Annotated in this window: 20 protein-coding genes, 1 tRNA gene and 2 pseudogenes; 10 read left to right on the top strand and 13 right to left on the bottom strand. The window is 52.9% G+C overall.

The window, feature by feature from the left end:
• Positions 1–109, top strand: a pseudogene (locus tag ACUHMQ_RS16870) (IS5/IS1182 family transposase); the annotation flags it as partial.
• A 269-nt stretch (positions 110–378) separates the two neighbouring features.
• Here the strand turns inward: ACUHMQ_RS16870 and ACUHMQ_RS16865 are convergent.
• On the bottom strand, positions 379–990 hold the full coding sequence (locus tag ACUHMQ_RS16865) for a LysE/ArgO family amino acid transporter (RefSeq protein ID WP_445296627.1): 612 nt from the start codon (positions 988–990) through the stop codon (positions 379–381).
• Between the two features lie 113 nt (positions 991–1,103).
• Between ACUHMQ_RS16865 and ACUHMQ_RS16860 the strand changes: the two genes are divergently transcribed.
• Both ACUHMQ_RS16860 and ACUHMQ_RS16855 read left to right on the top strand, forming a co-directional pair.
• The gene (locus ACUHMQ_RS16860; RefSeq protein ID WP_445296626.1) at positions 1,104–2,000 is read left to right on the top strand and encodes a LysR family transcriptional regulator ArgP; all 897 of its coding nucleotides are present in this window, start codon (positions 1,104–1,106) and stop codon (positions 1,998–2,000) included.
• 93 nt (positions 2,001–2,093) lie between these two features.
• Complete coding sequence (locus tag ACUHMQ_RS16855) at positions 2,094–2,927, top strand: mechanosensitive ion channel family protein (RefSeq protein WP_445296625.1); 834 nt, start codon at positions 2,094–2,096, stop codon at positions 2,925–2,927.
• Between the two features lie 85 nt (positions 2,928–3,012).
• Here ACUHMQ_RS16855 and ACUHMQ_RS16850 read toward each other — a convergent pair whose 3' ends face one another.
• The 5 genes from ACUHMQ_RS16850 to ACUHMQ_RS16830 all read right to left on the bottom strand — a co-directional run bounded on the left by ACUHMQ_RS16850 (position 3,013) and on the right by ACUHMQ_RS16830 (position 7,974).
• Positions 3,013–3,567 (bottom strand): DUF2062 domain-containing protein, encoded by a 555-nt coding sequence (locus tag ACUHMQ_RS16850; RefSeq protein ID WP_445296624.1) that lies wholly within the window; start codon positions 3,565–3,567, stop codon positions 3,013–3,015.
• An 86-nt stretch (positions 3,568–3,653) separates the two neighbouring features.
• Positions 3,654–4,868, bottom strand: coding sequence for an ABC transporter permease (locus ACUHMQ_RS16845; protein WP_445296623.1), 1,215 nt, complete (start codon positions 4,866–4,868; stop codon positions 3,654–3,656).
• A gap of 1 nt (position 4,869) precedes the next feature.
• Positions 4,870–6,033: an ABC transporter permease gene (locus ACUHMQ_RS16840; protein WP_445296622.1), complete on the bottom strand. Its 1,164-nt coding sequence runs from the start codon at positions 6,031–6,033 to the stop codon at positions 4,870–4,872.
• A gap of 52 nt (positions 6,034–6,085) precedes the next feature.
• Complete coding sequence (locus ACUHMQ_RS16835) at positions 6,086–6,790, bottom strand: ABC transporter ATP-binding protein (RefSeq protein WP_445296621.1); 705 nt, start codon at positions 6,788–6,790, stop codon at positions 6,086–6,088.
• Positions 6,787–7,974 carry an efflux RND transporter periplasmic adaptor subunit gene (locus ACUHMQ_RS16830; RefSeq protein ID WP_445296620.1) on the bottom strand — a complete coding sequence of 396 codons (1,188 nt, stop codon included), beginning with the start codon at positions 7,972–7,974 and terminating at the stop codon, positions 6,787–6,789. The genes ACUHMQ_RS16835 and ACUHMQ_RS16830 overlap by 4 nt, the downstream gene beginning before the upstream one ends.
• Positions 7,975–8,425: 451 nt before the next feature.
• On the opposite strand from ACUHMQ_RS16830, the gene ACUHMQ_RS16825 reads away from it, so the two are divergent.
• The 4 genes from ACUHMQ_RS16825 to dxs all read left to right on the top strand — a co-directional run bounded on the left by ACUHMQ_RS16825 (position 8,426) and on the right by dxs (position 12,293).
• On the top strand, positions 8,426–8,881 hold the full coding sequence (locus ACUHMQ_RS16825; protein ID WP_445296619.1) for a KGG domain-containing protein: 456 nt from the start codon (positions 8,426–8,428) through the stop codon (positions 8,879–8,881).
• A gap of 340 nt (positions 8,882–9,221) precedes the next feature.
• Positions 9,222–9,452 (top strand): exodeoxyribonuclease VII small subunit, encoded by a 231-nt coding sequence (locus ACUHMQ_RS16820; protein WP_445296618.1) that lies wholly within the window; start codon positions 9,222–9,224, stop codon positions 9,450–9,452.
• Positions 9,449–10,348, top strand: coding sequence for a polyprenyl synthetase family protein (locus ACUHMQ_RS16815; RefSeq protein ID WP_445296617.1), 900 nt, complete (start codon positions 9,449–9,451; stop codon positions 10,346–10,348). Before ACUHMQ_RS16820 ends, ACUHMQ_RS16815 begins: the two co-directional genes overlap by 4 nt.
• A 97-nt stretch (positions 10,349–10,445) precedes the next feature.
• Complete coding sequence (dxs, locus tag ACUHMQ_RS16810) at positions 10,446–12,293, top strand: 1-deoxy-D-xylulose-5-phosphate synthase (RefSeq protein WP_445296616.1); 1,848 nt, start codon at positions 10,446–10,448, stop codon at positions 12,291–12,293.
• A gap of 86 nt (positions 12,294–12,379) precedes the next feature.
• Here dxs and ygfZ read toward each other — a convergent pair whose 3' ends face one another.
• Both ygfZ and ACUHMQ_RS16800 read right to left on the bottom strand, forming a co-directional pair.
• Positions 12,380–13,402, bottom strand: a complete 1,023-nt coding sequence (gene ygfZ / locus ACUHMQ_RS16805; protein WP_445296615.1) for a CAF17-like 4Fe-4S cluster assembly/insertion protein YgfZ — start codon at positions 13,400–13,402, stop codon at positions 12,380–12,382.
• A 133-nt stretch (positions 13,403–13,535) separates the two neighbouring features.
• Positions 13,536–14,795, bottom strand: coding sequence for an AsmA family protein (locus tag ACUHMQ_RS16800; RefSeq protein ID WP_445296614.1), 1,260 nt, complete (start codon positions 14,793–14,795; stop codon positions 13,536–13,538).
• 77 nt (positions 14,796–14,872) lie between these two features.
• Here ACUHMQ_RS16800 and ACUHMQ_RS16795 point away from each other — a divergent pair.
• Both ACUHMQ_RS16795 and ACUHMQ_RS16790 read left to right on the top strand, forming a co-directional pair.
• Positions 14,873–14,948 (top strand) — tRNA-Asn (locus tag ACUHMQ_RS16795).
• A 157-nt stretch (positions 14,949–15,105) separates the two neighbouring features.
• Positions 15,106–15,789 (top strand): hypothetical protein, encoded by a 684-nt coding sequence (locus tag ACUHMQ_RS16790; protein WP_445296613.1) that lies wholly within the window; start codon positions 15,106–15,108, stop codon positions 15,787–15,789.
• 74 nt (positions 15,790–15,863) lie between these two features.
• Here the strand turns inward: ACUHMQ_RS16790 and ACUHMQ_RS16785 are convergent, their stop codons facing one another.
• The 4 genes from ACUHMQ_RS16785 to murJ form a co-directional block, all read right to left on the bottom strand.
• Positions 15,864–16,952: a TRAP transporter substrate-binding protein gene (locus tag ACUHMQ_RS16785; RefSeq protein ID WP_445296612.1), complete on the bottom strand. Its 1,089-nt coding sequence runs from the start codon at positions 16,950–16,952 to the stop codon at positions 15,864–15,866.
• A 65-nt stretch (positions 16,953–17,017) separates the two neighbouring features.
• Positions 17,018–18,739 carry a TRAP transporter large permease gene (locus ACUHMQ_RS16780; RefSeq protein ID WP_445296611.1) on the bottom strand — a complete coding sequence of 574 codons (1,722 nt, stop codon included), beginning with the start codon at positions 18,737–18,739 and terminating at the stop codon, positions 17,018–17,020.
• Positions 18,736–19,329: a TRAP transporter small permease subunit gene (locus tag ACUHMQ_RS16775; RefSeq protein ID WP_445296610.1), complete on the bottom strand. Its 594-nt coding sequence runs from the start codon at positions 19,327–19,329 to the stop codon at positions 18,736–18,738. The genes ACUHMQ_RS16780 and ACUHMQ_RS16775 overlap by 4 nt, the downstream gene beginning before the upstream one ends.
• Positions 19,330–19,498: 169 nt before the next feature.
• Entirely contained in the window at positions 19,499–21,034 is a 1,536-nt protein-coding gene (murJ, locus tag ACUHMQ_RS16770) for a murein biosynthesis integral membrane protein MurJ (protein ID WP_445296609.1), read from the bottom strand.
• A 123-nt stretch (positions 21,035–21,157) separates the two neighbouring features.
• Between murJ and rpsT the strand changes: the two genes are divergently transcribed.
• Positions 21,158–21,421, top strand: coding sequence for a 30S ribosomal protein S20 (gene rpsT / locus ACUHMQ_RS16765; RefSeq protein ID WP_445296608.1), 264 nt, complete (start codon positions 21,158–21,160; stop codon positions 21,419–21,421).
• 279 nt (positions 21,422–21,700) lie between these two features.
• On the opposite strand, the pseudogene ACUHMQ_RS16760 reads toward rpsT, so the two are convergent.
• Positions 21,701–22,036, bottom strand: a pseudogene (locus ACUHMQ_RS16760) (transposase); the annotation flags it as partial.

Below are 22,036 nucleotides of genomic sequence, written 5' to 3'. Positions count from 1 at the left end.
TGCGAGGCTGAAGCATTACCGTGCAGTGGCGTTCCGGTTCGACAAACTGAAACGGAACTATGAAAGCATGGTTGCCATGGCCTGTGGGTTTCTATGGCTACCTATGTGAAACGTCAACAGACCCTAGGCAAACAAATGCATAGCGTCCAGGTTGTAATTCAGGCTCCATATTAGCCAGTAGGATAGTAAGTGGACGAATGGCTTGATTCATAACATTCCTTAGTTTGTGAAAGGCTTTCAGGGCCTGTTCACGATCTACTACGTGACTGTGCATATGTGATGTTGGAAGACTCAAAGCTGAGCTGTTCTTCGTACTAAAGAGCTCGCAGTTTCATGTGGCCAAGTACCAGGGCTCTGTGACCGTCTTTGAACGGTCTATTAGCTGAGCGCTACCAACCCTGCGAGACCAATCATTGTGGTACCGGTCAATGCGTCGATGCCACGCCATGCTATTGGGCGGGCGAACCATGGGGAAAGCAGGTGCGCACCGAAACCCAAGGCGCAAAACCATAGCAGCGAAGCACTGATAGCGCCCATGACGAATTCAATTCGTTCGAATGCAGGCAGCTGGCCCCCAATTGAACCGATCAATACAACGGTATCTAGATAAACATGTGGGTTGAGCAGCGATAAGGCCAGTACCGTTAGCAGTGCTTGGTGTGTAGTCAGCATTTGGTTTTGACTCTCGATTTCCAGCGTATTACTGGAAAATGCTGCACGCCAACTCCTTATCCCGTACCACAACAGGAAGGCTGCGCCACCCCAACGGGCGATAATCATCAGCTTAGGGGAGCTCTGCACGACAGCCCCCATGCCTGCAACGCCCAGACTTATCAGACATGCATCAATCAAAACACAGGCAGCTACTGTCAGCATGACATGCTGACGCTTCAAGCCCATGCGTAGAACATGCGCGTTCTGTGCACCGATAGCCATGATCAGGCCGGCGCTGACACCTAAGCCTTTTAGATAAGCACTGGAGATAAACATTTGCAGACATCCTTATTAGTAATGGATTGATTGTCTGCTGGCTTAGTCTAAAGCTGAAGGAAGTTTAGTATTTTTGCGTAATGCTTAATTTTACTAATTAAATGGGACGCTATATGTTGCTGGACGTTAGAAAAGGTGAGGCTTTGTTGGCTGTATTGGAAACAGGGAGTTTCGAGCAGGCTGCACTCTTATTGCATTTGACGCCCTCTGCAGTTTCTCAGCGTTTGCGAGCGTTGGAAGAAGGAATGGGAACGCCACTATTAGTGAGAGCGCGTCCCTGCCGGGCAACTGCGGCCGGTCAGCGCTTGGCGCAGTATTTACGCCGTACTCGTTTGTTGGAAGAAGAGTTTATGGCGGAGATGGCGGACTCAGAAAGCCAGCCTCTGAGTATCCCGATTGCGGTGAACAATGATTCTTTGGCGACGTGGTTGCTGCCGGCCTTAAGCAATTTCCTCGTTAAAGAACAACTTCTGCTCGATATTGCCGTAGATGACCAGGACCATACCTACGCTCTGCTGGAGGCTGGCCAAGCGTTGGCCAGTGTTTCTACAGAGGCGACGGCGATGCGCGGTTGTGAAGCGGAGCCCTTGGGGGTAATGCGCTATCGTTTACTGGCTTCCCCTGTATTTGTAGCTCGTTGGTTTTCTGCTGGTTTCTACCGCGATACAGCACGCTACGCACCCGTTCTGGTGTTCAACCGGAAAGATACGGTTCAGGCGGATTTCTTACAACGTGAGTTAGGGCTGCCGCCTGCCAGTTATCCATGTCATTACATCCCTTCAAGTGAATCTTTCTATCAGGCAGTAAGGCTCGGTTTGGGTTACGGCATGGTGCCGGAACTTCAGTATGGCGATGAGGTGACACGCGGCACGTTGATTGATCTGGCACCAAACAAGCCTACCGATGTAGCTTTGTATTGGCATCACTGGCGTGTGCAGTCGCCAAAGATGGAAATGCTCAATACCGAAGTACTAAAAGCTGCCTGTTCGGCTTTGCGACCGCTCAACTGAGGCCATCTTTTCCGGAATTCTTTATGGGTAGCTTCTAAGCTGGTTGTGCATCCAATAGGGGTATGGATTTAACCTGGCTGAGGAGAAGAAGTGATGGAGGAGTTAGATTTTTCGAAGTGGCAAGACATCTTGCTGGCTTACGCTACGACCGTTGGTGTAAAGCTTTTAGCGGCGGTTGCGTTTTGGGTGATAGGCCGCTGGTTGATTGGTGTTGCCGGACGTGCAGTCAGTGGTTCGTTGGCACGGCAGAAAGTCGACCCGACCGTGATGCGCTATATCGGCGGGGTTTTGACGGTTACGTTGAATATCCTGCTGGTGATCGGCATCCTAGGTTACTTCGGCGTCCAGACAACGACATTCGCAGCCCTGATTGCGGCTGCTGGCGTTGCGATCGGTATGGCGTGGTCTGGCTTGCTGGCAAATTTTGCTGCAGGCGCTTTCCTGATTGTATTGCGCCCTTTCAAGGTCGACGACTTTGTGACAGTGGGCGGTACCACCGGTACTGTGAAGGAAATAGGCCTGTTCGCTACTACAGTCAATACCCCCGACAATGTTTTGACCATGGTGGGGAATAACAAGATTTTTGGCGATACGATCCAGAACTTCACTGCGAACCCCTATCGCCGGGTAGACCTTAAAGCGCAGTTGGCGGGGAGCGCTGACCATCGTGCTGCAATCAGTCTGTTGAAGACCAAGTTGGCTGCTATTCCTAATGTGGTAAAAAGTCCAGAGCCGGAGGTGGATATTCTGGAATTCACTGCGCTTGGACCGGTATTGGCAGTAAGACCTTATTGCCATAACAATCACTACTGGCAAGTTTATTTTGATACCCAGAGATTAATACGGGAAGGATTGGCTGAGGCAGGGTTCCCTGCGCCGATGCCTGCGCAGACGGTGTTGCTACAGAACGTGGGAACAAATGCTTAAACAAAAAACCGGATCTGATGATCCGGTTTTTTTAGGTCTGGAGGTACGACCCGTTGTTTTTTGCTTCGGCAAAACAACGAATAAGCTATAAGGCTGCATGGCGTTGCCTTCGACTTCGCAAGGCGTGTAACACATACAGACGCCAACCCATTTGTACCAAACCATAGCCTGCGAGTGCCAAAAGTAAGGCAAGTACAACAATACCAATGGCCAACGGGGCACCCAGGGCCAACATCCAATCCAGCCAAGCTTGCGCAGTACCCAGCAGATTGCCCCAGTCTGTTACGGGTGTGTCGGCTATCTGAACGGGGTGGCCGTTGGCTCCAGTGACCAATCGCCCCAGCCCGAATGCCAGCAGATAAAGCGGAACGATGGTGAAGGGGTTGCTGAAGAACGTGCCAAAAATAGCAACGGGCAGATTCACCCGGAACAAGACGGCAAACAGCGTAGCGCCCAGCATTTGCAATGGTCCGGGTATCATGCTGCATGCCAACCCTATGGCCAACCCACCCGCCACCGAATGACGGTTCAGATGCCAAAGGTTGTGGTGGGTAAGAAAAGGCGCGCAACGGCGAAGAAAGCTGTTGTTATCCAGCGTCTCTTTGGTTGGTAGTAAGCGACGTAGCAGTTTACGAGGCATGGGAACGTGTTGTTTCCGGGTTATTTGAAAGGTTGGATTGATTAGGGATCAAACCGTTCAAATCGGCCATCCTTTGGCAGGGTAGTTCAGGCCGCGCGTAAGGCATCGACAATCTGCAACCGTGCAGCACGTAATGCGGGCAGGAAACCACCAAGCACCCCCATCAGCAGCGCGAACAACAACGACTTCAGCACAATGGCAGGGGTAAGTGTGAAGCTGAATGCCAGTTCAGCAAAGGTTTGCCAGTTCATGGTCGATACAGCGAAGAATTGCATGAATGAGGCCAAAATCACCCCCACTACCCCACCTAACAGAGAAAGAAGCAGGGATTCCAATAAGAAGGCCAACATGACGCTATGACGCCGATAACCCAGTGCACGTAAGGTACCTATCTCCCCCGTACGATTCGCGACCGCTGCATACATGGTAATCATTGCACCAATAATGGCCCCAACCGAGAAGATGGCTGACAACACGTTGCCCAGTATGGAAATAAAGCTCGCCATTACTTTGGATTGGTCTGCATAGAATTGTGTTTCCCGCTTGTATTCAGCCGTCAGGCGTTGATCACTCTCCAGCTTTTTCTGGGTCGAGGCGAAAATATCGGCACTGTTTAACTGGAACACCAGAGCGGAATAGTTGAGGCGGCGAAAAGTCTGCATCATCTGTTCAGCATCGCCCCAGATTTCGGAATTGAATCCGGTCTTACCAGCATCGAAGATACCTACAACTGTCCAGTCACGCCGGGCAAAGTGCAGGCTGGCGCCCAGTTGGACGCCGTCAAAACCATCGGCAATGGCACGCCCAACCATGATTTCGGCAGTACCAGGAAGGAATTGCCTCCCTTGCGCCAGTCTGGCCTGAGGGCGTAGTGCCATGCCTTGCATACCCATGCCGCGTACGATCACATTCGCAGGTTTTGCAGTACAGGAAGGTGTGCTGTGCTTGGCCCTGTTGCAGGTACTGCCCTTCTTCTGCAACGAAATCAGCACCACAGCCTCCCGGCTGGTCAACGCCTGGCCGATGTTGTTCAGTGCAATAGGGGCGCTGCTTTCGATAATCGCTGCCTCCTGGCGCGTTAAGCCACTCTGCACCTCGGTCTGAGACCCGTTGCGAATAGCCACTACGTTTTCAACCAAACCCGTGGCAGTGAGGGTTTGTTTTAAGCCGGCCTCTAACATCAGGACGGTAGCGAATACGAAGACCACCAAGGCCATGCCGCTGGCAGTCAAAGTGGTGGTTAGCTTGCGGGTGAACAGGTTGCGCCAGACATAATGCAGCGGAATATGGCCTAGATGCATATCAGGCTACCGCCCGCAAGCCATCGACAATGCGTACCTTCATTGCCTGGGATGCTGGAATCGTTGCCGCAGTCAGCGCAACAACAAGGGCTGCAGCAGCTTGCAGCCAGATGGTTCCGCTCGCGATATTGAAAACCGGGAGGATATTGTCGAGCGTTCGGCCTACTGCGCGTACCGCCGGCCAGGTCAACGCGATGCCTATACCTGCCCCGATGGCGCATAGCAGCAGTGATTCCACCAAAATCAGCCACCCGACAACAGCGGGGCCAAAACCCAGTGCTTTCAGCGTGGCATATTCCGCAGTACGTTCGCGTGCCGACATAGCCATCGTGTTGGCCATTACCGCCATGATGATAAGGATCACCACATAGCTGACCAATTGGATTGCCAACACGATACTTTCCGTCATGGCAACAAAGCTGAGCTGGAACGCTTTTTCAGTTTCGGTCAGCGTTTCCGCCAAGGAGTTGTGAAAGAGATTGTCGACTCTTTCGCTGATCAATGCGGCCTCACCACCGTCACGTATGCCGATGACGAATACCCCGGCGCTATTGCCGCGACGTGGATAACGTTTGGTCACCCATTCATTCAGCGCGTCCCAGTGAAAGAAGAATTGATTTTCGTCGGTCCCGGTATCCCGGCCGGTGTAGATGCCTCGGACGATGAATCGCCAGTTACCTTGGTAGATCGTGCCGCGTAATGGGACGCTATCGCCGACTTTCCAGCCAAATCGGTTGGCCAGCTTGCGGCCTACGACGCAGCCTTGTCTATCCCGTACAAAGGCCTTTAGTTCGGCATCGCCAAGACGAAATTCGGGGTAAAGGCTGAGGTAGCTGGCGGGATCGATGGCGAACTGTGGGAAGAAGTTCTTTTCCTCAATGTAGACACCGCCAAACCAGTTGGCCCATGAAACGGACGTTACACCTTCGACGGCGCGTATTTTTTCTGCGTAGTTGATGGGTAGGGGAAACACCAGTGAGATAGCACTACGTGTGATCAAGCGTTTGTCCGAAGCTGCGTCCGCACCGGCATACCAAGCGGATACGATGGTGGTGAGTAAACCGAAGGAAAGGATGGCGAGTGCGATACCCGCCAAGGTGAGCAATGCACGCAGGCGATGGCGTAGTGCATTTTTCAGGGCCATGCGCAGCATAAAGAGGATCATGGCTTCACACCCGTGGTTCGGTTTGGGCAGAAACAGGCAGGCATGTCGATGGTCACACCTTTACAGGATGCAGTATCTCCAAAGCGGATAGCTCGCCTTTCTCTAGATGGCGGATTGCATGTGCGCGTTCGGCTGCTTTGCCATCGTGGGTGACCATGATGATGGTCTTGCCAAGCTCGGTATTCAACTGAGCTAGCAGGTCGAGAATCTCGCCAGCAGCTTTGCGGTCCAGATCGCCTGTGGGTTCATCCGCCACAATCAGGCTTGGGTCGCTGACCAGGGCACGGGCGATGGCGACACGCTGCTGCTGCCCACCGGATAGCTCATTCGGGTAATGGTTGCTACGGTCGGACAGCCCGACCATTTCCAATGCCAGACTGGCGTGTTCTTTTCGCTGACGGGCATTGAGATTGGTCAGCATCAAAGGCAGCTCGACATTTTCCTGCGCGTTCAGGACGGGCATCAGGTTATAGAACTGGAAGATGAAGCCCACATGGCTGGCCCGCCAATCCGCCAGCTCAGCTTCAGGCAAGGTGGCGATATCGACCTCATCGATAATGATCTGCCCCCCGCTGGGTTGGTCGATGCCGGCAATCAGATTCAGCAATGTGGATTTGCCTGAGCCAGATGGCCCCATCAGCGCCAGGAAGTCACCGTAGGCGATATCGAAGTCGATGTCGCTGAGTACATCGATGATCTGCCCACCTCGCTGATAATGTTTGCTGACGTGGCGTAGGCTGACTGCGGGTTGGCTCACGCTTTGGTCTCCTGCACCTTGGCGCCGTCTTTCAGTCCAGTGGGTTCCAAAACCAGAACTTCATCCAGCTTGAGTCCCTGCCTTACTTCGACCAGATCGCCCAATTTATCGCCCAGCTTTACATCGACCCTATGTGCTGTGCCATCGCGTACCACAAAAACGGCCCCGTTCTGAACAGTGCGAGGGTTGATGGCAAGACGGGGGCTACGTTCCGGCTGGGCTAGCTGGCGGCTAAGGAAGCTCACTTTGGCGCTCATTTCAGGTAGGACACGTACATCATGCTCCACAAATCCAACCTTGAAGGTGACGGTAGCCTTGGCTCGGTCTACCGAGGGGACAATGCTGTTGACCCGGCCCAATAGGCGTAGATCAGGAAGGGCATCGAGTTGGATTTCGCATGGCTGGCCTTGCTTGGCTTTGAACAGGCTGGCTTCCGATACATCTGCCTCTACTTCAAGCGTATCCATATCTGCCATGGTGACAACGGCGCCTTTGGAGTCGGCACTCGCATTAAATGGGGAGATCACGTCGCCCACATTGGCATTTTTTGTAAGGACTACACCGGCAAATGGTGCACGTATCAAGGTGCTGTCCAGCGCTACCCGCGCCTGCTTCAGTGCCGCTTCTGTCTGGCGAATGACGGCGGACTGCGCACCTACACTCGCCTGGGCCTGCTTGGCGCGTGAGACAGCGTTGTCATGGGTCGCGCTGGAGATAAATCCTTGCGCTAGTAGTTCGTTACTACGACGAAGAGCCCGTTCCGCTTCCAGTGCATCAGCTTCGCTTTGTTTCAGCCTTGCCTTGGCGGCTTCCATATTCGCGATGGCTTGGGCAACCTGTGCTTCCTGTTCTGCATTTTCCAGCCGGGCAATCAGTTGGCCTGCTACGACAGGGCTGCCTTCACGTACTCCAAGCCATTCCAGTCGGCCAGTGGCTTTTGATGCGATGGCTGCTTTCTTCTGGGCAACGACATAACCCGTAGCGGTGAGACTGGAAAGCGCTGCCGATGGCCACGCGAGGGTGACTTTTGCGGTCTGAATCGGTTTGGGTTTAGTAGCCTGCATCCAGGCTATGCCACACCCTAGCAATACGGCTGCCAGCAATGGCCATATCCACTTGCGCTTCGGAGCTGGCTTTTTACCAACTTGGCGCTGGATAGCGAGTTGCTGCAGCGGTGAATTCATATCGGTAGGCAAAACCGAAGGGTAGAGGTGTTCAGTGTAGTAAGCCGTACGGTGAAATTCTCCCCTGGACACCCCCGGCAGATGGGTCAAATGCAGTAGTTCTTGCTGTCATGGCTATAAAGGGCACAAACAGATTGCTGGTTAAGCGTCTTGGAAGAATTACCTACACGCTATGTAAGTTATTGCCGTGAGGATGCCCCACTCCGGTAGGGCTATTGGGTGTCATCAGACGCTGTTCCCATCAGTACAGAGCATTAGCAAGCCCGGTGACGTTATTCCGAGAGGGATACCGGGGTCATCAAGACCAAGTACTGGCAACAGGCACAGGAATGAGAGTTGCGGTGTAGTTAGGTGCTGAGGGAGTTTCAAGTCTGTTGCGCCAGGGCATTTGCCTTCAGTTGCCCATTTGGATCTGCGTGACCGGTGACGATATGGGACTGAGAAGGATTGAATGATGGCTATGAACAAGCAAAGCGATAACAACCGTGATCGCAACGACACGAGTAAGCGCGGTTTTGCCTCAATGGATGAGGACAAGCAGCGAGAGATTGCAAGTAAGGGTGGGCAGGCTGCGCATGCACGTGGGACTGCCCATGAATTTACCTCTGCGGAAGCACGTGAGGCTGGACGGAAGGGTGGAGAGGCAGTCAGTGAAGATCGTGAACACATGGCCGAAATCGGCCGTAAAGGTGGCGAAAGCAGCCATGGGGGGCGCAGTAGCAAGGATCGAGACGACGATAATGATCGCGATGAAGATCGGCAAAGTAGACGGACGCCTAGCCGTGATGACAGCAATGGTGAGGATGACGACAAAGATGGGGACGATAACCGGTCCGGCGATCGTGATGATCGTAAAAGCGAACGGTCGAGTCGTAGTGGAACACAGCGTAGCGAGGCAGATCGCTAATAGTCTGGTGGGTACAGCGTAGGTGTCAGTTTGATATCTCGGTGGGGATGGGGACTGCTTAGTAGGGAATCTGGAAAGATTTTGTAGCTGCGCAACAACCTATCAAACGATTGTTTGAAAGCAAAAAACCTGTGTTACATTCCCACTTGTAGTCGTTGTGTTACCCACTACGGTAATGCAGCGAGGCCACTGGGCTTGCCCGGTAGGTTTGCCTACGCTTGGGTATTTAGAGCGCGTTGGATGACTCCGGCGCGCTTTTTTTATGCCATTTAAAGGAGTGACCTTGTCGCTGGCAGGGTAAAATCACGCGATTGATTGATCTCATTTTCTGTTAGTGCCAATGGCTAAATCCACTAAACCCGCGAGCTTTGAGTCTGCAATGAGTGAACTCGAAGCGCTGATTACTGAAATGGAAGCCGGCCAGTTGCCGCTGGATGCCTCCCTGACCGCCTATAAACGTGGTGGTGAATTGATCCGTTATTGCCAGGAGCAGTTGGCTAGTGCTGAGCAACAGATCAAGGTATTGGATGGGGATGTCCTGAAGTCTTTTGAGCCAGAGGGGGATGCATGAACAAGTCACAAGATTTCCAAACCTGGTCTTTTGCCATACAGCAACAGATGGAAGTTACGTTGAGCGGTTTATTGCCTTCTGCCAGCCAGTTACCGCAGCGTTTGCACGAAGCCATGCGCTACGCGGTACTTGGTGGTGGCAAGCGAGTGCGCCCACTGCTTTGCTTTGCGGCAGGTCAAGTGGTGAGTGCGACAGTGGAACGACTGCAATATGCAGCGAGTGCGGTGGAGCTGATCCATGCTTATTCGCTGGTGCATGATGATATGCCTTGCATGGACGACGACGTGCTTCGTCGCGGTAAGCCCACCGTGCATGTGGAGTTCGACGAGGCAACCGCATTATTGGCTGGGGATGCGCTGCAAACGGCGGCGTTTGAGTCGATTACGAGCCATAGCTTGTGTAATGAACCTGCTGATCAGCTGAAGATGGTGAAGATTCTGGCCACAGCCTCCGGGGCGGCTGGGATGGCAGGGGGGCAGGCCATTGATCTTGCTTCCATCGGCCAGCCTTTGAGCTTGGCTGAGCTAGAAAATATGCACATCCTGAAAACAGGAGCATTGATTCGTGCCGCAGTGCTATTAGGTAGCTACTGTGGTGACACGTTGGTGACTGCGGAGCGCGATAAGCTTGACCGTTTTGCCAAGCTGATGGGGCTCGCGTTCCAAGTGGTCGACGATATTCTCGATGTGGAAGCAGACAGTGCTACTTTGGGTAAGACCGCCGGAAAAGATGCTGCCCACGATAAACCCACCTATGTTTCATTGCTGGGTTTGAAACAAGCCAAGCTACGTGCCGAAGAGTTGGAAACGGAAGCGCTAGATTGCCTGAATGTATTTGGTGGCCGTGCAGAGCGCTTACGCCAGTTGGCCCATTTCATTGTTCATCGCGCCTTTTAATAGATAGTTTTCACAGGGGGCGCTAGCGCCTTGCTGGATGACTTTTGCCATACAATGCATGCGCTTTTTTGCGTGTACCCATACTGATTAGATTGCTATGCCTTATCCGCTTCTCGATACCATTAATCTGCCTGCCGATCTTCGTCGGTTGGATGAAAATGAGCTTAAGCCCTTGGCTGAAGAGCTACGCGCTTTTCTGTTGGAGTCGGTTAGTCAGAGTGGGGGGCATTTTGCTTCGAATCTCGGTGCGATAGAGCTCACGATCGCGCTGCACTTCGTTTTCAATACGCCGGATGACCGGCTGGTATGGGACGTGGGCCACCAAAGCTATCCACATAAGGTCTTGACCGGGCGGCGGGAGCGTATGTCCTCCATGCGTAAGTATGGTGGTCTGGCAGGGTTTCCCAAGCGTGAAGAGAGCCCTTATGACACGTTTGGTGTCGGGCACAGTTCTACCAGTATTGGTGCGGCTGCCGGTATGGCTGAGGCGAGCAAGATCCTGGGGCAACGCCGTAAGTGCATAGCGGTGATTGGTGATGGTGCGATGACGGCAGGGCAGGCATTTGAGGCGCTGTTCAATGCGGGTGACAAAGATACTGACCTCCTGGTTGTACTGAACGACAACGAAATGTCGATTTCGCCCAATGTCGGGGCTTTCAATGCCTATCTCGCCAAACTGATTTCGGGGCGCTTTTACCAGGGGTTCCGTTCTACTGGCGCCAAGGTGCTGGAAAACGTGCCGCCCCTGCACGAGTTGGTTCGTCGTGGCGAAGAGCATATGAAAGGGTTCTTCACGCCCTCGACGCTATTCGAAGAGTTTGGCTTTCATTATGTAGGCCCAATCGATGGGCATGATCTCGATACATTGGTGCCTACGCTGCAGAATTTGAAGAGCCTGAGTGGCCCACAGTTCTTACATGTGGTGACCAAGAAGGGCCAGGGTTACAAGCTGGCGGAAGGGGACCCGGTTAAGTACCACGCCGTGACACCGTTTACGCCAGCAGATGGTATGGCGCCGAAAGCCGCGAACAAGCCAACCTATACGCAGATTTTCGGTGATTGGTTGTGCGATATGGCTGAGTTGGACACACGTCTGGTTGGGATTACGCCGGCTATGCGTGAGGGGTCGGGCCTAGTGGAGTTCGAAAAGCGTTTCCCCGACCGTTACTACGATGTCGGTATTGCCGAACAGCATGCTGTTACCTATGCGGCGGGTTTGGCTTGTGAAGGCTTGAAGCCGGTTGTGGCGATTTACTCGACCTTCCTGCAACGGGCATATGACCAGTTGATTCATGATGTGGCGTTGCAAAACCTGCCAATCGTGTTCGCGATTGATCGTGCGGGTCTTGTTGGGGCAGATGGCCCCACGCATGCCGGTAGTTTTGATATCAGTTTTCTGCGTTGCATCCCGAAAATGGCGGTGTTGTGCCCGGCCGATGAGAACGAGTGCCGCCAGATGCTTTACACAGCATTCCAGCTGAACCAACCTTCCGCGGTACGTTACCCTCGCGGTACGGGGCCCGGTAAAGCGGTAGCAAAGAAATTTACGGCTTTACCCATTGGTAAGGGGGAGGTACGACGTAAGGGTAACCGTATTGCTATTCTGGCGTTTGGTAGCATGCTTACACCTGCTCTAGCAGCCGGAGAGGCACTGGGTGCTACGGTAGCGAATATGCGTTGGGTAAAACCGCTGGATATTGACCTTGTGCAAACCTTGGCAGCGCAACATGACTTCCTGGTAACCGTGGAAGAAAACGCGATTATGGGTGGAGCGGGCTCCGCCGTATTGGAAGCCTTGAATGCAGGTGGTGTGGCTAAGCGTGTGTTGCAGCTTGGGTTACCAGACCGGTATGTTGACCATGGCGATCCGGCGAAGCAACTGGCTGAGTGTGGTCTGGATGCTGCGGGGATTGAAACCAGTATTCGCGAGACATTTGGCCTGTAAGTGTTTCAATTTGGTAAGTGGTCCCTTGTTCCAACAAAAACAAAGCCCGCCATATTGGCGGGCTTTGTTTTTGTTGATGCAGCTGCTTATTCATGCACAGCATAAGGGAGTTCCAGCACGCTAAGGCGCGGGCCCTCCTGGTTATTCAGGTGTATGCCATGCTCCAGGCTGCTTAGTTGCACAACAGCCAATGCTTCCCAGCTTCCATCTCCCAGTGGGGCAGCCAAGGCGATCTGCCCGGAAGCTTGACCATTCATTTCCGGGCTGTAGATGGCATCGCCAACCTGCATGGCGGTATCTGCTACTACCCGGAAGGTACGTCGTTTGAGTTTGCCCAAGTATTGGGTACGCGCCACGATTTCCTGGCCGGGATAGCATCCTTTTTTGAAACTGACAGCGCCAATCAACTCCATATTGGCCATCTGCGGCACGAATGCTTCTTGTGTTGTGCTCTGGATCCAAGGAATGCCGGCACGGATGTCGGAGAGTGTCCAGCAATCTGCTCCTGCTGGAGTGGCACCGGCTGTGCACAGTTTCTGCCAGATAGTTTCGGCGGAACCTGGCAGTACGTTCAAGAGGAAGCGGTCAGCACCAAGTCGTATGAGCCAACCATCGTTAATTGAACTCACTTGCATGGACTCACCAGGGAGTTCGGTGGTTAGCACCTGTTGCACTAATCTTGCGGCTTCCGGCCCGGCTAGTCCTAGCAGGATGCGTTCATCACTTGCATTGCTGGCTTTTGTCTTGCTCCGCATTACGAACATGGATAAACGTTTCTGGATAGTGGGAGCCAGATCACGTGGCAGCATCAGTAAGCGATCTTCCGCTTCCGGCAGTATCAGTAAGCTTGCCAGCATGCGGCCTTTGGGAGTGGAGTAGCTGCTGTACTGGCATGTATTGGTGGTGAGCTTCTTCACGTCACTTGATAGCTGCCCGTGTAGGAAAGCGATGGTTTCTTCCCCGCTGAAGCGGATAAGGCCAAAGTGGGTGAGAGGCACCAATGCAGCACTGTTCTGCAGTGCCGCCAGTCCTCTACTGTTATTGAAGGCAGCCGCGTTGTGGGCATCAAATTGTGCGCCCTGTGTGCTGAGAAAATCTTGCCAAGCCATGATTAGCATCCTTCGAGACGAAAATAACAACGCCGGCACTTTGGCCGGCGAAGTGGTGCGACTATTCTTCTTATGCCGAGATCAACGATAAGCAGTTGACTCTATTTTCCAGGAAAACTCTGAGAGCAGGCACTTAGAAAATGCGTGTGGTGGCCTCGCCGTTACTACCTGGTTTTGACGCGCCGCTTGAACGAAGTTCAGGTGCCTTCAGCGTACCATCAATCCGTAAAGGTGCATTGATCACGATTACGCCGCTGGCGAGCCGAGTGGCAAGGTTACCGCGCAAGTCGCCTTTGTCATCGATGATTACTTTGCCTGACGCAGTGAATTTACCGGAATTCAAAGCCAGATTACTTAAAGTGACGATGTCTTTATCCAGCGTGTAGGTGCCTACCAAAGTATCGAAGGTGGTTTGGCCTCCACGCTGAAGTACGGATGGATTCGAAGACTTCAGTGGCGTGATCAGATCCAGATTATGCAGCCTGCCATCAGTGAGTGAGAACTTCACTTCTATCGTGGGTTGATCCAGTAGAGTGCTGTAATCGTCGCTAAAAAAATCAAAAGTTGCCGCGGCTGTCATCCGACCGGTAGCACGGGTAATAGGGCTTGCCAGCGCGATAAGTGGTTCTACCTGCATACTGCGGGTCTGCACGGTGCCGTGCAGCTTCCAGCCATCTACCCAATCAAGCTGCGCTTGACCGGTTGCGACGGAGCCGAAAAGCATTGCACTGATCTCATCGATCAATAAGCCATTTTTGTCTGCCAAGCCGCGTAATACTAACTGGTCGAAACGGACAGGATATTTTCCCGGAGCGACCCAGTTGCGGGCGTCGAGGTAAAGCGCTAGCTGCCCTTCTGCAGGTTTGACTTGCAGATTGACGTGCCCATCTTCCGAGGTAAGGGTGATACTGTTTAATGCTCCATCGGGTTTGAAGCTGAAGGAACCCGATAATGGGCCTACCGTATTTTTGGGCAGTTGGAGTTTCAGGTCTGTCAGTTTCAGTGAGGCAATGCGTAGATCGTCCTCAGAAGGAGGAATTTTCAGACGCTCTGGAATCGATAATGCGAAATCGTGCTTGATCGATGCGGACTCGACGGAAATATCCGACAAGGATTGATTGAGCCTGAGTACATTGCGGACGGTGAGTGGGATGGCAATCTTTTCGACAGTATTTTCGCCCGCTTGGCCAAATGCGACGCTTTGTAGTTGCACCTGTGGTTTGGGTGAGTAACTAAAAGCGATATTGCCGATTTGCACTTTGGTGCCAAATCGTCCCGACAGACTTTGTTCCATATCGGACTTAAAGCTGTCGTAAGGAATAAGCATGGGAACCGCTGCCAGTATGGCGGCTAGAACAACGACGATAATCAACAGTTTCTTGAGGGCAGACATGAGGCCTTCTTTACTAGTAAAACGAAACGGATGTTGACACGTTTTGGGCAGCCTTTTAGTATAGCGGCTTCTTCAGTTCCTCGATAGCTCAGTCGGTAGAGCGCCGGACTGTTAATCCGTAGGTCCCTGGTTCGAGCCCAGGTCGAGGAGCCAACTGAATCATACGAAACCGCATTGTCGAAAAGCAATGCGGTTTTGCTTTTGCACTTTCATCTATTGCTTGTTTGACGTTCAGCGTAAAGTCGCTAATAAAACTGCTTGAGCCAGCCTTGTTTTAGGCCGACTCCCGTGCCAACGCCGAGAGGATGTCATGACAACGTCAAATGAACAAGTGGCCAAGTTACCATTAATGAAACGTATCGTACTGGCGGTACGTGGTGGTGTCCCTAGTGGCCTCTCCGCAGTACTGGTAATAGTACTGCTCATATTGGTCATAGCGATTGGTGTTGGCGGGTTTTTGGGGGGCCTCGCGCTCGCAACCAAGCGTAATCAGAATCAGGAACGTAACCTCATTACCCAAACTCGAGATGCTAAATCGGCAGAATCCAAATTGGCTCACGAAAAAGCTGAATTGGAAAAAACAATAGAAGAAATGAAGACACAGTCTGATGCCCGTAAGAAGGATATGGACCTTTTAAAGGAGCAACTTGCTCGGGCAAAGTTAGAACGTGAAACCATGGATAAGGTATTGGCTGAAATTCGCGATAGTCTGAGTGGTGCGGCAGCAGGCGCTAAAGCAGATAAGGTTGAGAAAGTCGTGAAGGGGGCAATGCTGAAGTTTGGTGGAAAAGAATGTGATTTGTCGGGTGGGGCAGTTAAGAGTAAAGAGGATGTGCAGTGCCTGAATCTGCGTGAATCTATTGATGCGATGAATGAGAAACCAGGTGGCTATGCAGGCAAGCAACCCCCGGAGGCTGCAAAATCGCCCGAAGCAACCAAGCCTGTAGTGCCAGCCACTAAAGAGGCTCCTGCTAAACCTGCCTCTGGGCATTAACGAGGTTAATAAAGAAAAACCCGCGTAAAGCGGGTTTTCACATTGAATGACGGGCGTATAGGCGCTAAATCTATTTACTTGACCCGGTTTGCGTACATAAAACTTTCGAGACTCGATTCAGCCAAGCTGAACCAACCTTGCTCTATGCCACGGAATTTCTTCCACTCGCCATAGATCTTCTTGAAAGCTGGGTTCTTGGCTGCTTCTTCCTCATAAATGGCAAATGCGTTCGTCTGGGCTGCTTTCAAAATATCGGCCGGATATTTGTGCAGTTTGACACCATTCTGCAATAGACGAACCAATGCTTGTGGGTTCTTGGCATCGTATTCGGCTTGCATTGAAATGGCGGCTTCTGCCGTGGCGACTTCAAATGCGGCTTGGTAGCTTTTGGGCAATTTTGCCCATTCCTGCAAATTCACATAAAAAGAGATTTGAGGGCCCGGTTCCCACCAACCTGGGTAAAAGTAGTTTTTGGCGATTTTATAAAAGCCTAGTTTCTCATCATCGTATGGGCCTACCCATTCAGCGGCATCAATCGTGCCTTTCTCTAGAGCAGGGTAAATGTCGCCACCTGCGATGGTTTGGGGTACCGCACCCAGGCGTGACCATACTTCCCCGCCAATGCCAGGAATGCGGATCTTCAGCCCCTTCGCTTCTGCCAATGATTTGATGGGATTGCGGAACCAACCGCCCATTTGGGTGCCTGTATTGCCCCCGTAGAAACTGATGACGTTATAGTCCTTGAGAAAATCACGCATCAGTTGCAAGCCGCCACCAAAGTACATCCAGGCGGATTGTTGGCGTGAAGAAAGCCCGAATGGGATTGCGGTGTCGAAGCCGAAAGCCTTATTCTTGCCCACGTAGTAGTAGCCACAGGTGTGGCAGGCTTGCACAGTACCATTCTGTACTGCGTCGAGTGCTTGCAGACCAGGGACGATTTCCCCCGCTGCCGAGACCTTGATTTGAAACTTGCCATCGGTAAGGTCTGCTACTCGCTTGGCCAGTTGCTCTGCTCCACCGTAAATCGTTTCAAGGCTTTTGGGGAAGCTCGACGTAATACGCCATTGAATATTGGGTTCACCCGCAGCAATGGCGGGAGCGGCGATACCGGTTGCGGCGGCTGCGCCGATGCCGGCGGTTTTCAGGAAACTGCGTCTTTCCACTGTCTACTCCTTCTTCTTGCTGGGGTTGGTATGGCACACAACGACGCCATCACGATAGGCTTGTGTCAGTTGGCTTTACCGGATTCTTCCAGCAAGGCAGCTGCTGGATCGGTTTCATTGGTGTCGGTGGGAGGGGCTATTGGCAGAGCGTTACCGCTTTCCTCCATCAGTGCGGCGCCACCATCGCCTTCGCTTTGTTCTGTTGGGGTATCTTGTGGCAGCCCTTGCAGTATTTCCTCTGTGCTTTGTGTGCTTTCAACGGCGGGACCGTGTAAGGCATGGGTTACCAGTTTCGGGAAGCTGATGATGAGGCTCACCATCACAATCTGTATCAGCACAAATGGCACGGCCCCCCAGTAGATGTCTGTCGTCTTGATGCTCTTGGGGGCAACACTGCGCAAGTAGAACAATGCGAAGCCAAAGGGCGGATGCATGAAGGAGGTTTGCATATTCACCCCCAGCATCACGCCAAACCAGACGAGGTCGATTCCCAACTTTTGGGCAATTGGCGCCAATAGCGGCACCAGGATGAAAGCGATTTCGAAGAAATCGAGGAAAAAGGCCAGAATAAAAATCAGCAGGTTGACCACGACGAGAAAGCCAACCTCGCCGCCAGGAAGGCTGACAAATAGGTGCTCGACCCATGCGTCACCGTCCACACCAAGAAAGGCAATACGAAATACCCGTGCGCCGATAAGGATGAAAACCACGAAGGTTGTCAGCTTCAGCGTCGAATTCATAGCCTGGCGGGTCAGGTCGAGGTTGAGCTTACGTTTGATCAGCGCAAGGACGATGGCGCCAACGGCCCCCATTGCGCCACCCTCGGTAGGTGTCGCCACACCAAGAAATATCGTGCCCAGTACCAGGAAGATGAGCACCAACGGCGGCACCATGACGAAGACGACGCGCTCGGCGGCTTTGCTCAGTAAGCCCAGTTTGGTCACTCGGTTGATGACGGCTGCCACAAAGGCTACACCGATGCCTATCAGACCTGAAACGATGAGGCGCTCATCAAACGGATGGTCAGAAGCAGCATAGTGATAATGGTCGTACCCAATGCCTGCCACGATGGATATGCCGAGCAAGGCAAGCAACGATGGGGTGCCGCTGGTACCGTTTGGTTCGCGCAGGGTGCGGGCTTCTTCAGGCAAGGCTGGGACTGCGCTTGGCTTGATAAGGCTGATGGCAAGAATGTACAGCGCATAAAGGCCGGTTAGCGTGAGTCCGGGTACCAGAGCACCCGCGTACATGTCACCGACCGAGGTGCCAAGTTGGTCGGCTAATACGATAAGGACCAACGAAGGTGGAATGATTTGCGCCAAAGTGCCGGAGGCGGCAATGACCCCGCTGGCAACACGTGGGTCATATCCATAACGCATCATGATGGGTAAAGAAATCAACCCCATCGAAATCACCGAAGCTGCTACGACGCCTGTTGTGGCGGCCAGCAATGCACCAACGAAGATCACTGCATAGGCAAGGCCACCGCGTATCCTGCCGAATAACTGGCCTATGGTGTCCAGCATCTCTTCAGCCATGCCTGATCGTTCGAGGATAAGCCCCATGAAGGTGAAGAACGGGATAGCCAGCAGGGTATCGTTCTTCATGATGTCGAAGACCTGCTGCGGTAGCGCCTGTAATAGCGAGGCCGGCATGATGCCCAGTTCGATACCGATGAGCGAAAACAGCAAGCCCACTGCCGAAAGCGCAAAGGCCACCGGGTAACCAATCAGCAAAAAGCCGATCAGTGACGCGAACATGATAGGGGCCATGATCTCGTGATTCATGGTTGGTCCCCCTTCTTCAGCAGGGGGTCGAGATTCTGCTCGATCGCACCTTCGATCTGGCTTTCTTGTTTTTCCGCTGGGTTGGGGATCAATCCTTTTAGAAATGCGATGCGTTTGATGACCTCTGCCAGGACTTGCAGGATCAACAATCCGAAGCCCATGGGAATAAGCGCCCAGACAGGCCAGCGCAGCAAACCGCCAGCATCAGGCGAGTGTTCGCCGGAAATGAACATCTGCGTGACGATGGGCCAGGAGAAATACAGCGTGACTACCGCCATAGGTAGCAGGAAACATAACCCGCCGATGATGTCGATGATGGCTTGCTTACGGGCCGACAGCTTGCCCAGGATCAGATCGATGCGGATATGTTCGTTGTGCTTGAGGGTGTATCCCGCGCCAAGCAGGAAGATGGCGGAGAAGAGATACCACTGTACTTCCAGAAAAGCATTCGAGCTGATGTCAAAGGCCTTACGCACTACGGCATTGCTGGCGCTAATCAGGGCGCAGATCAGTACCAGCCATTTGGCAAGATGGCCTATGCGTTCGTTGAGCCTGTCGACCCAATTGGCCAGTTTGAGCAGCAGCTGCATTGGTGTTGTCCCGTTTTTTTATATAGTGCAACAGCATACTAACAGGCCCTTCCTCCATAGCCGGAATGCCTAAATAAGGGTTTCGGTATAGTGTGGTGAACTGGGAACAAAAAAATGCCGCCCATGGTTTGGACGGCATTTTTAAATTTGAGTCTGAAGAAGTTCTTGTTCAGATGCTTCGCCGCGAAAAATCACGGGGCCGGAAACCCAGGGCAACCAATACGGCGAAATAGACCAAGGCACCTGTACCGATCAGCACGCTCAACTTACCGGCCAGTATCCGGTTGGGTAGGCCATGCCAAGTACCTAGTACCTGCTCCAATCCCCAGAGTGCCAAAGCCATCAAACCCACTGCAATGGTCAACTTGCCCAGAAAAACCAGCCAGCCTGGTTGAGGTTGATAAATCTTATGCTTGAGTAAACCCAGATACAGGAGCCCGGCATTCAGGCAGGCGGCCAAGCTGATTGAGAGGGCAAGACCGGCATGGGCCAATGGGCCGATCAACAGCCAATTGAAAAGCTGGGTCACTACCAAGGTAACGATGCCGATTTTGACGGGAGTTCGGATGTTCTGGCGCGCGTAGAATGCTGGTGCCAGTACTTTGATGGATACCAAGGCCATCAGGCCGACCGCGTAGGCCATTAAAGCCCGCTCCGTCATCAAAGTATCTTGCAGGTTGAATTCACCGCGCTCGAACAGGACGGCGATCAAGGGTTCGCCGATGACGGCCAGTGCAATTGTGGCAGGCAATGCCAGCAACCAACACAGGCGCAAGCCCCAATCCAGCGTTGCAGAGTAATCATCGTGTCGTTCGGCGGTTTTCAGCTTGGCCAGACTGGGCAGCAATATCGTACCCAGCGCCACACCCAACACGCCGGTTGGGAGTTCCATGAGACGGTCTGCGTAATACATCCAGCTCATACTGTGATCAGGCAGGTAAGAAGCGAAGTTACGGTTAAGCAATAAGCTAATCTGTGCGACCGATACCCCGAACATTGCCGGCCCCATCTGCTTCAGTACTCGCCATACGCCGGGGTCATGCAGGTTGATTTTGGGCCAGGTCAGCATGCCGGTTTTCGCAAGGAATGGCAGCTGAAAGACAAGTTGAGCCAAACCACCGGCAGTGACACCGATCGCGAGTGCAAAGATGGGTTCACTGAAATACGGTGCAAGCAACAGACTACAACCAATCATGGAAAGATTGAGCAGTGCGGGTGTAAAGGCCGGTACGCTGAACCGGTTCCAGGTGTTGAGAATGCTGCCGACTAGGGAAGACAGCGATATCAGCAGGATATAAGGAAAGGTGATGCGGGTAAGTTCTACCGTGAGTTGAAACTTGTGCGCGTCCTGCTCATAACCCGAAGCAGACAGAAAGACGATGGTGGGCGCAGCTACCACCCCTATGGCAGTCAGTATCACTAGCGCAAGTGTCAGCAGGCCGGTAACGTCGGCAATGAATTGGCGGGTCGCGTCATCGCCCTGTTTTTGTTTGTATTCCGCAAGTAAGGGTACGAAAGCCTGTGAGAATGCGCCTTCGGCAAAGATGCGCCGGAACATATTCGGTAGCATGAATGCCACAACAAAGGCGTCCATTGCTTTGCTGGCACCGAACTGGTGGGCGTTGATGGCGTCGCGCACGAAACCGAGTATGCGTGACAACATGGTCATGCTACTGGTACGGGCAAGAGCGTTGAGCAGGTTCATGCTGAATGAAGGCTAATTGACAAAACCGCGCCAGTGTACGCGATGATTGCTATAGCGAACGAGCTTCGGCATAATGCGCGGTTTCGCGATAGTCCTTTTACCGGTTTTAAGGAGTTGATTTAAATGGCAAACAGCGCACAAGCACGTAAGCGCGCAGGTCAGGCCGCCAAGGCCCGTCTTCATAACATGAGCCAACGTTCGGAATTCCGCACTGCTGTTAAGAAAGTGCTGAAGGCCATCGAAGCTGGCGATAAAGCCGCTGCGGCTGAAACCTTCAAGGCAACTGCCAGCACGCTGGACCGTATTGCCGACAAAGGCGTGTTCCACAAGAACAAGGCTGCTCGCCACAAGAGCCGCTTGGCTGCCGCCATCAAGGCAATGGCCTAAGTCGTAAGACATAGACAAACGAATCGCTGGCCAGCATCGAATGTCGAAAAGCCCGCTCACTTGAGCGGGCTTTTGTTTTTCTGTTTTCAGCATACATCGTGTCTTCAAGTCACCGATTATCGACGCAGTATGCTTCTCAAATAACGCAGGTCCAACAGCTGTTCCTGACAGATCGTAAGCGGGTTCTTAGAAGCTGTCTGGTTAATGTCTATCGTAGTTTGGCAAGTGTTATTTTTAGCATGGCGACGCGCACGAAATTCTCCGCTGTCGCCGTCAATACCTCGACATCTTTTGCTAGGCGGCGAAAGTTGCCCACCCAGGCAAACGTCCGCTCCACCACCCAACGCTTGGGCAATATCGCAAAGCCATCCTTGATCTTGGTCGAAATATGGCATGAACGGCGCAGCTCCCTTTGTACAAAATCCACCGTCGTCCCTCGATAGCCAGCATCCGCCGAGAAAGCACGTATGCTCGGCCACCTTTCCAGCACATGAGCCAAAATCCCCGGCCCAGCCTTGGTATCGTGCCGATTCGCAGCATGAACCTCAACATGAAGCAGATTGCCCAGTGTATCCACCACGATATGCCGCTTTCGCCCTTTGATTTTCTTGCCGC

It is taken from the genome of Chitinimonas violaceus (genome assembly GCF_052601015.1).
Note: the sequence above shows the minus strand (reverse complement) of the source record. Positions and strands in the feature narration are given on the sequence as shown.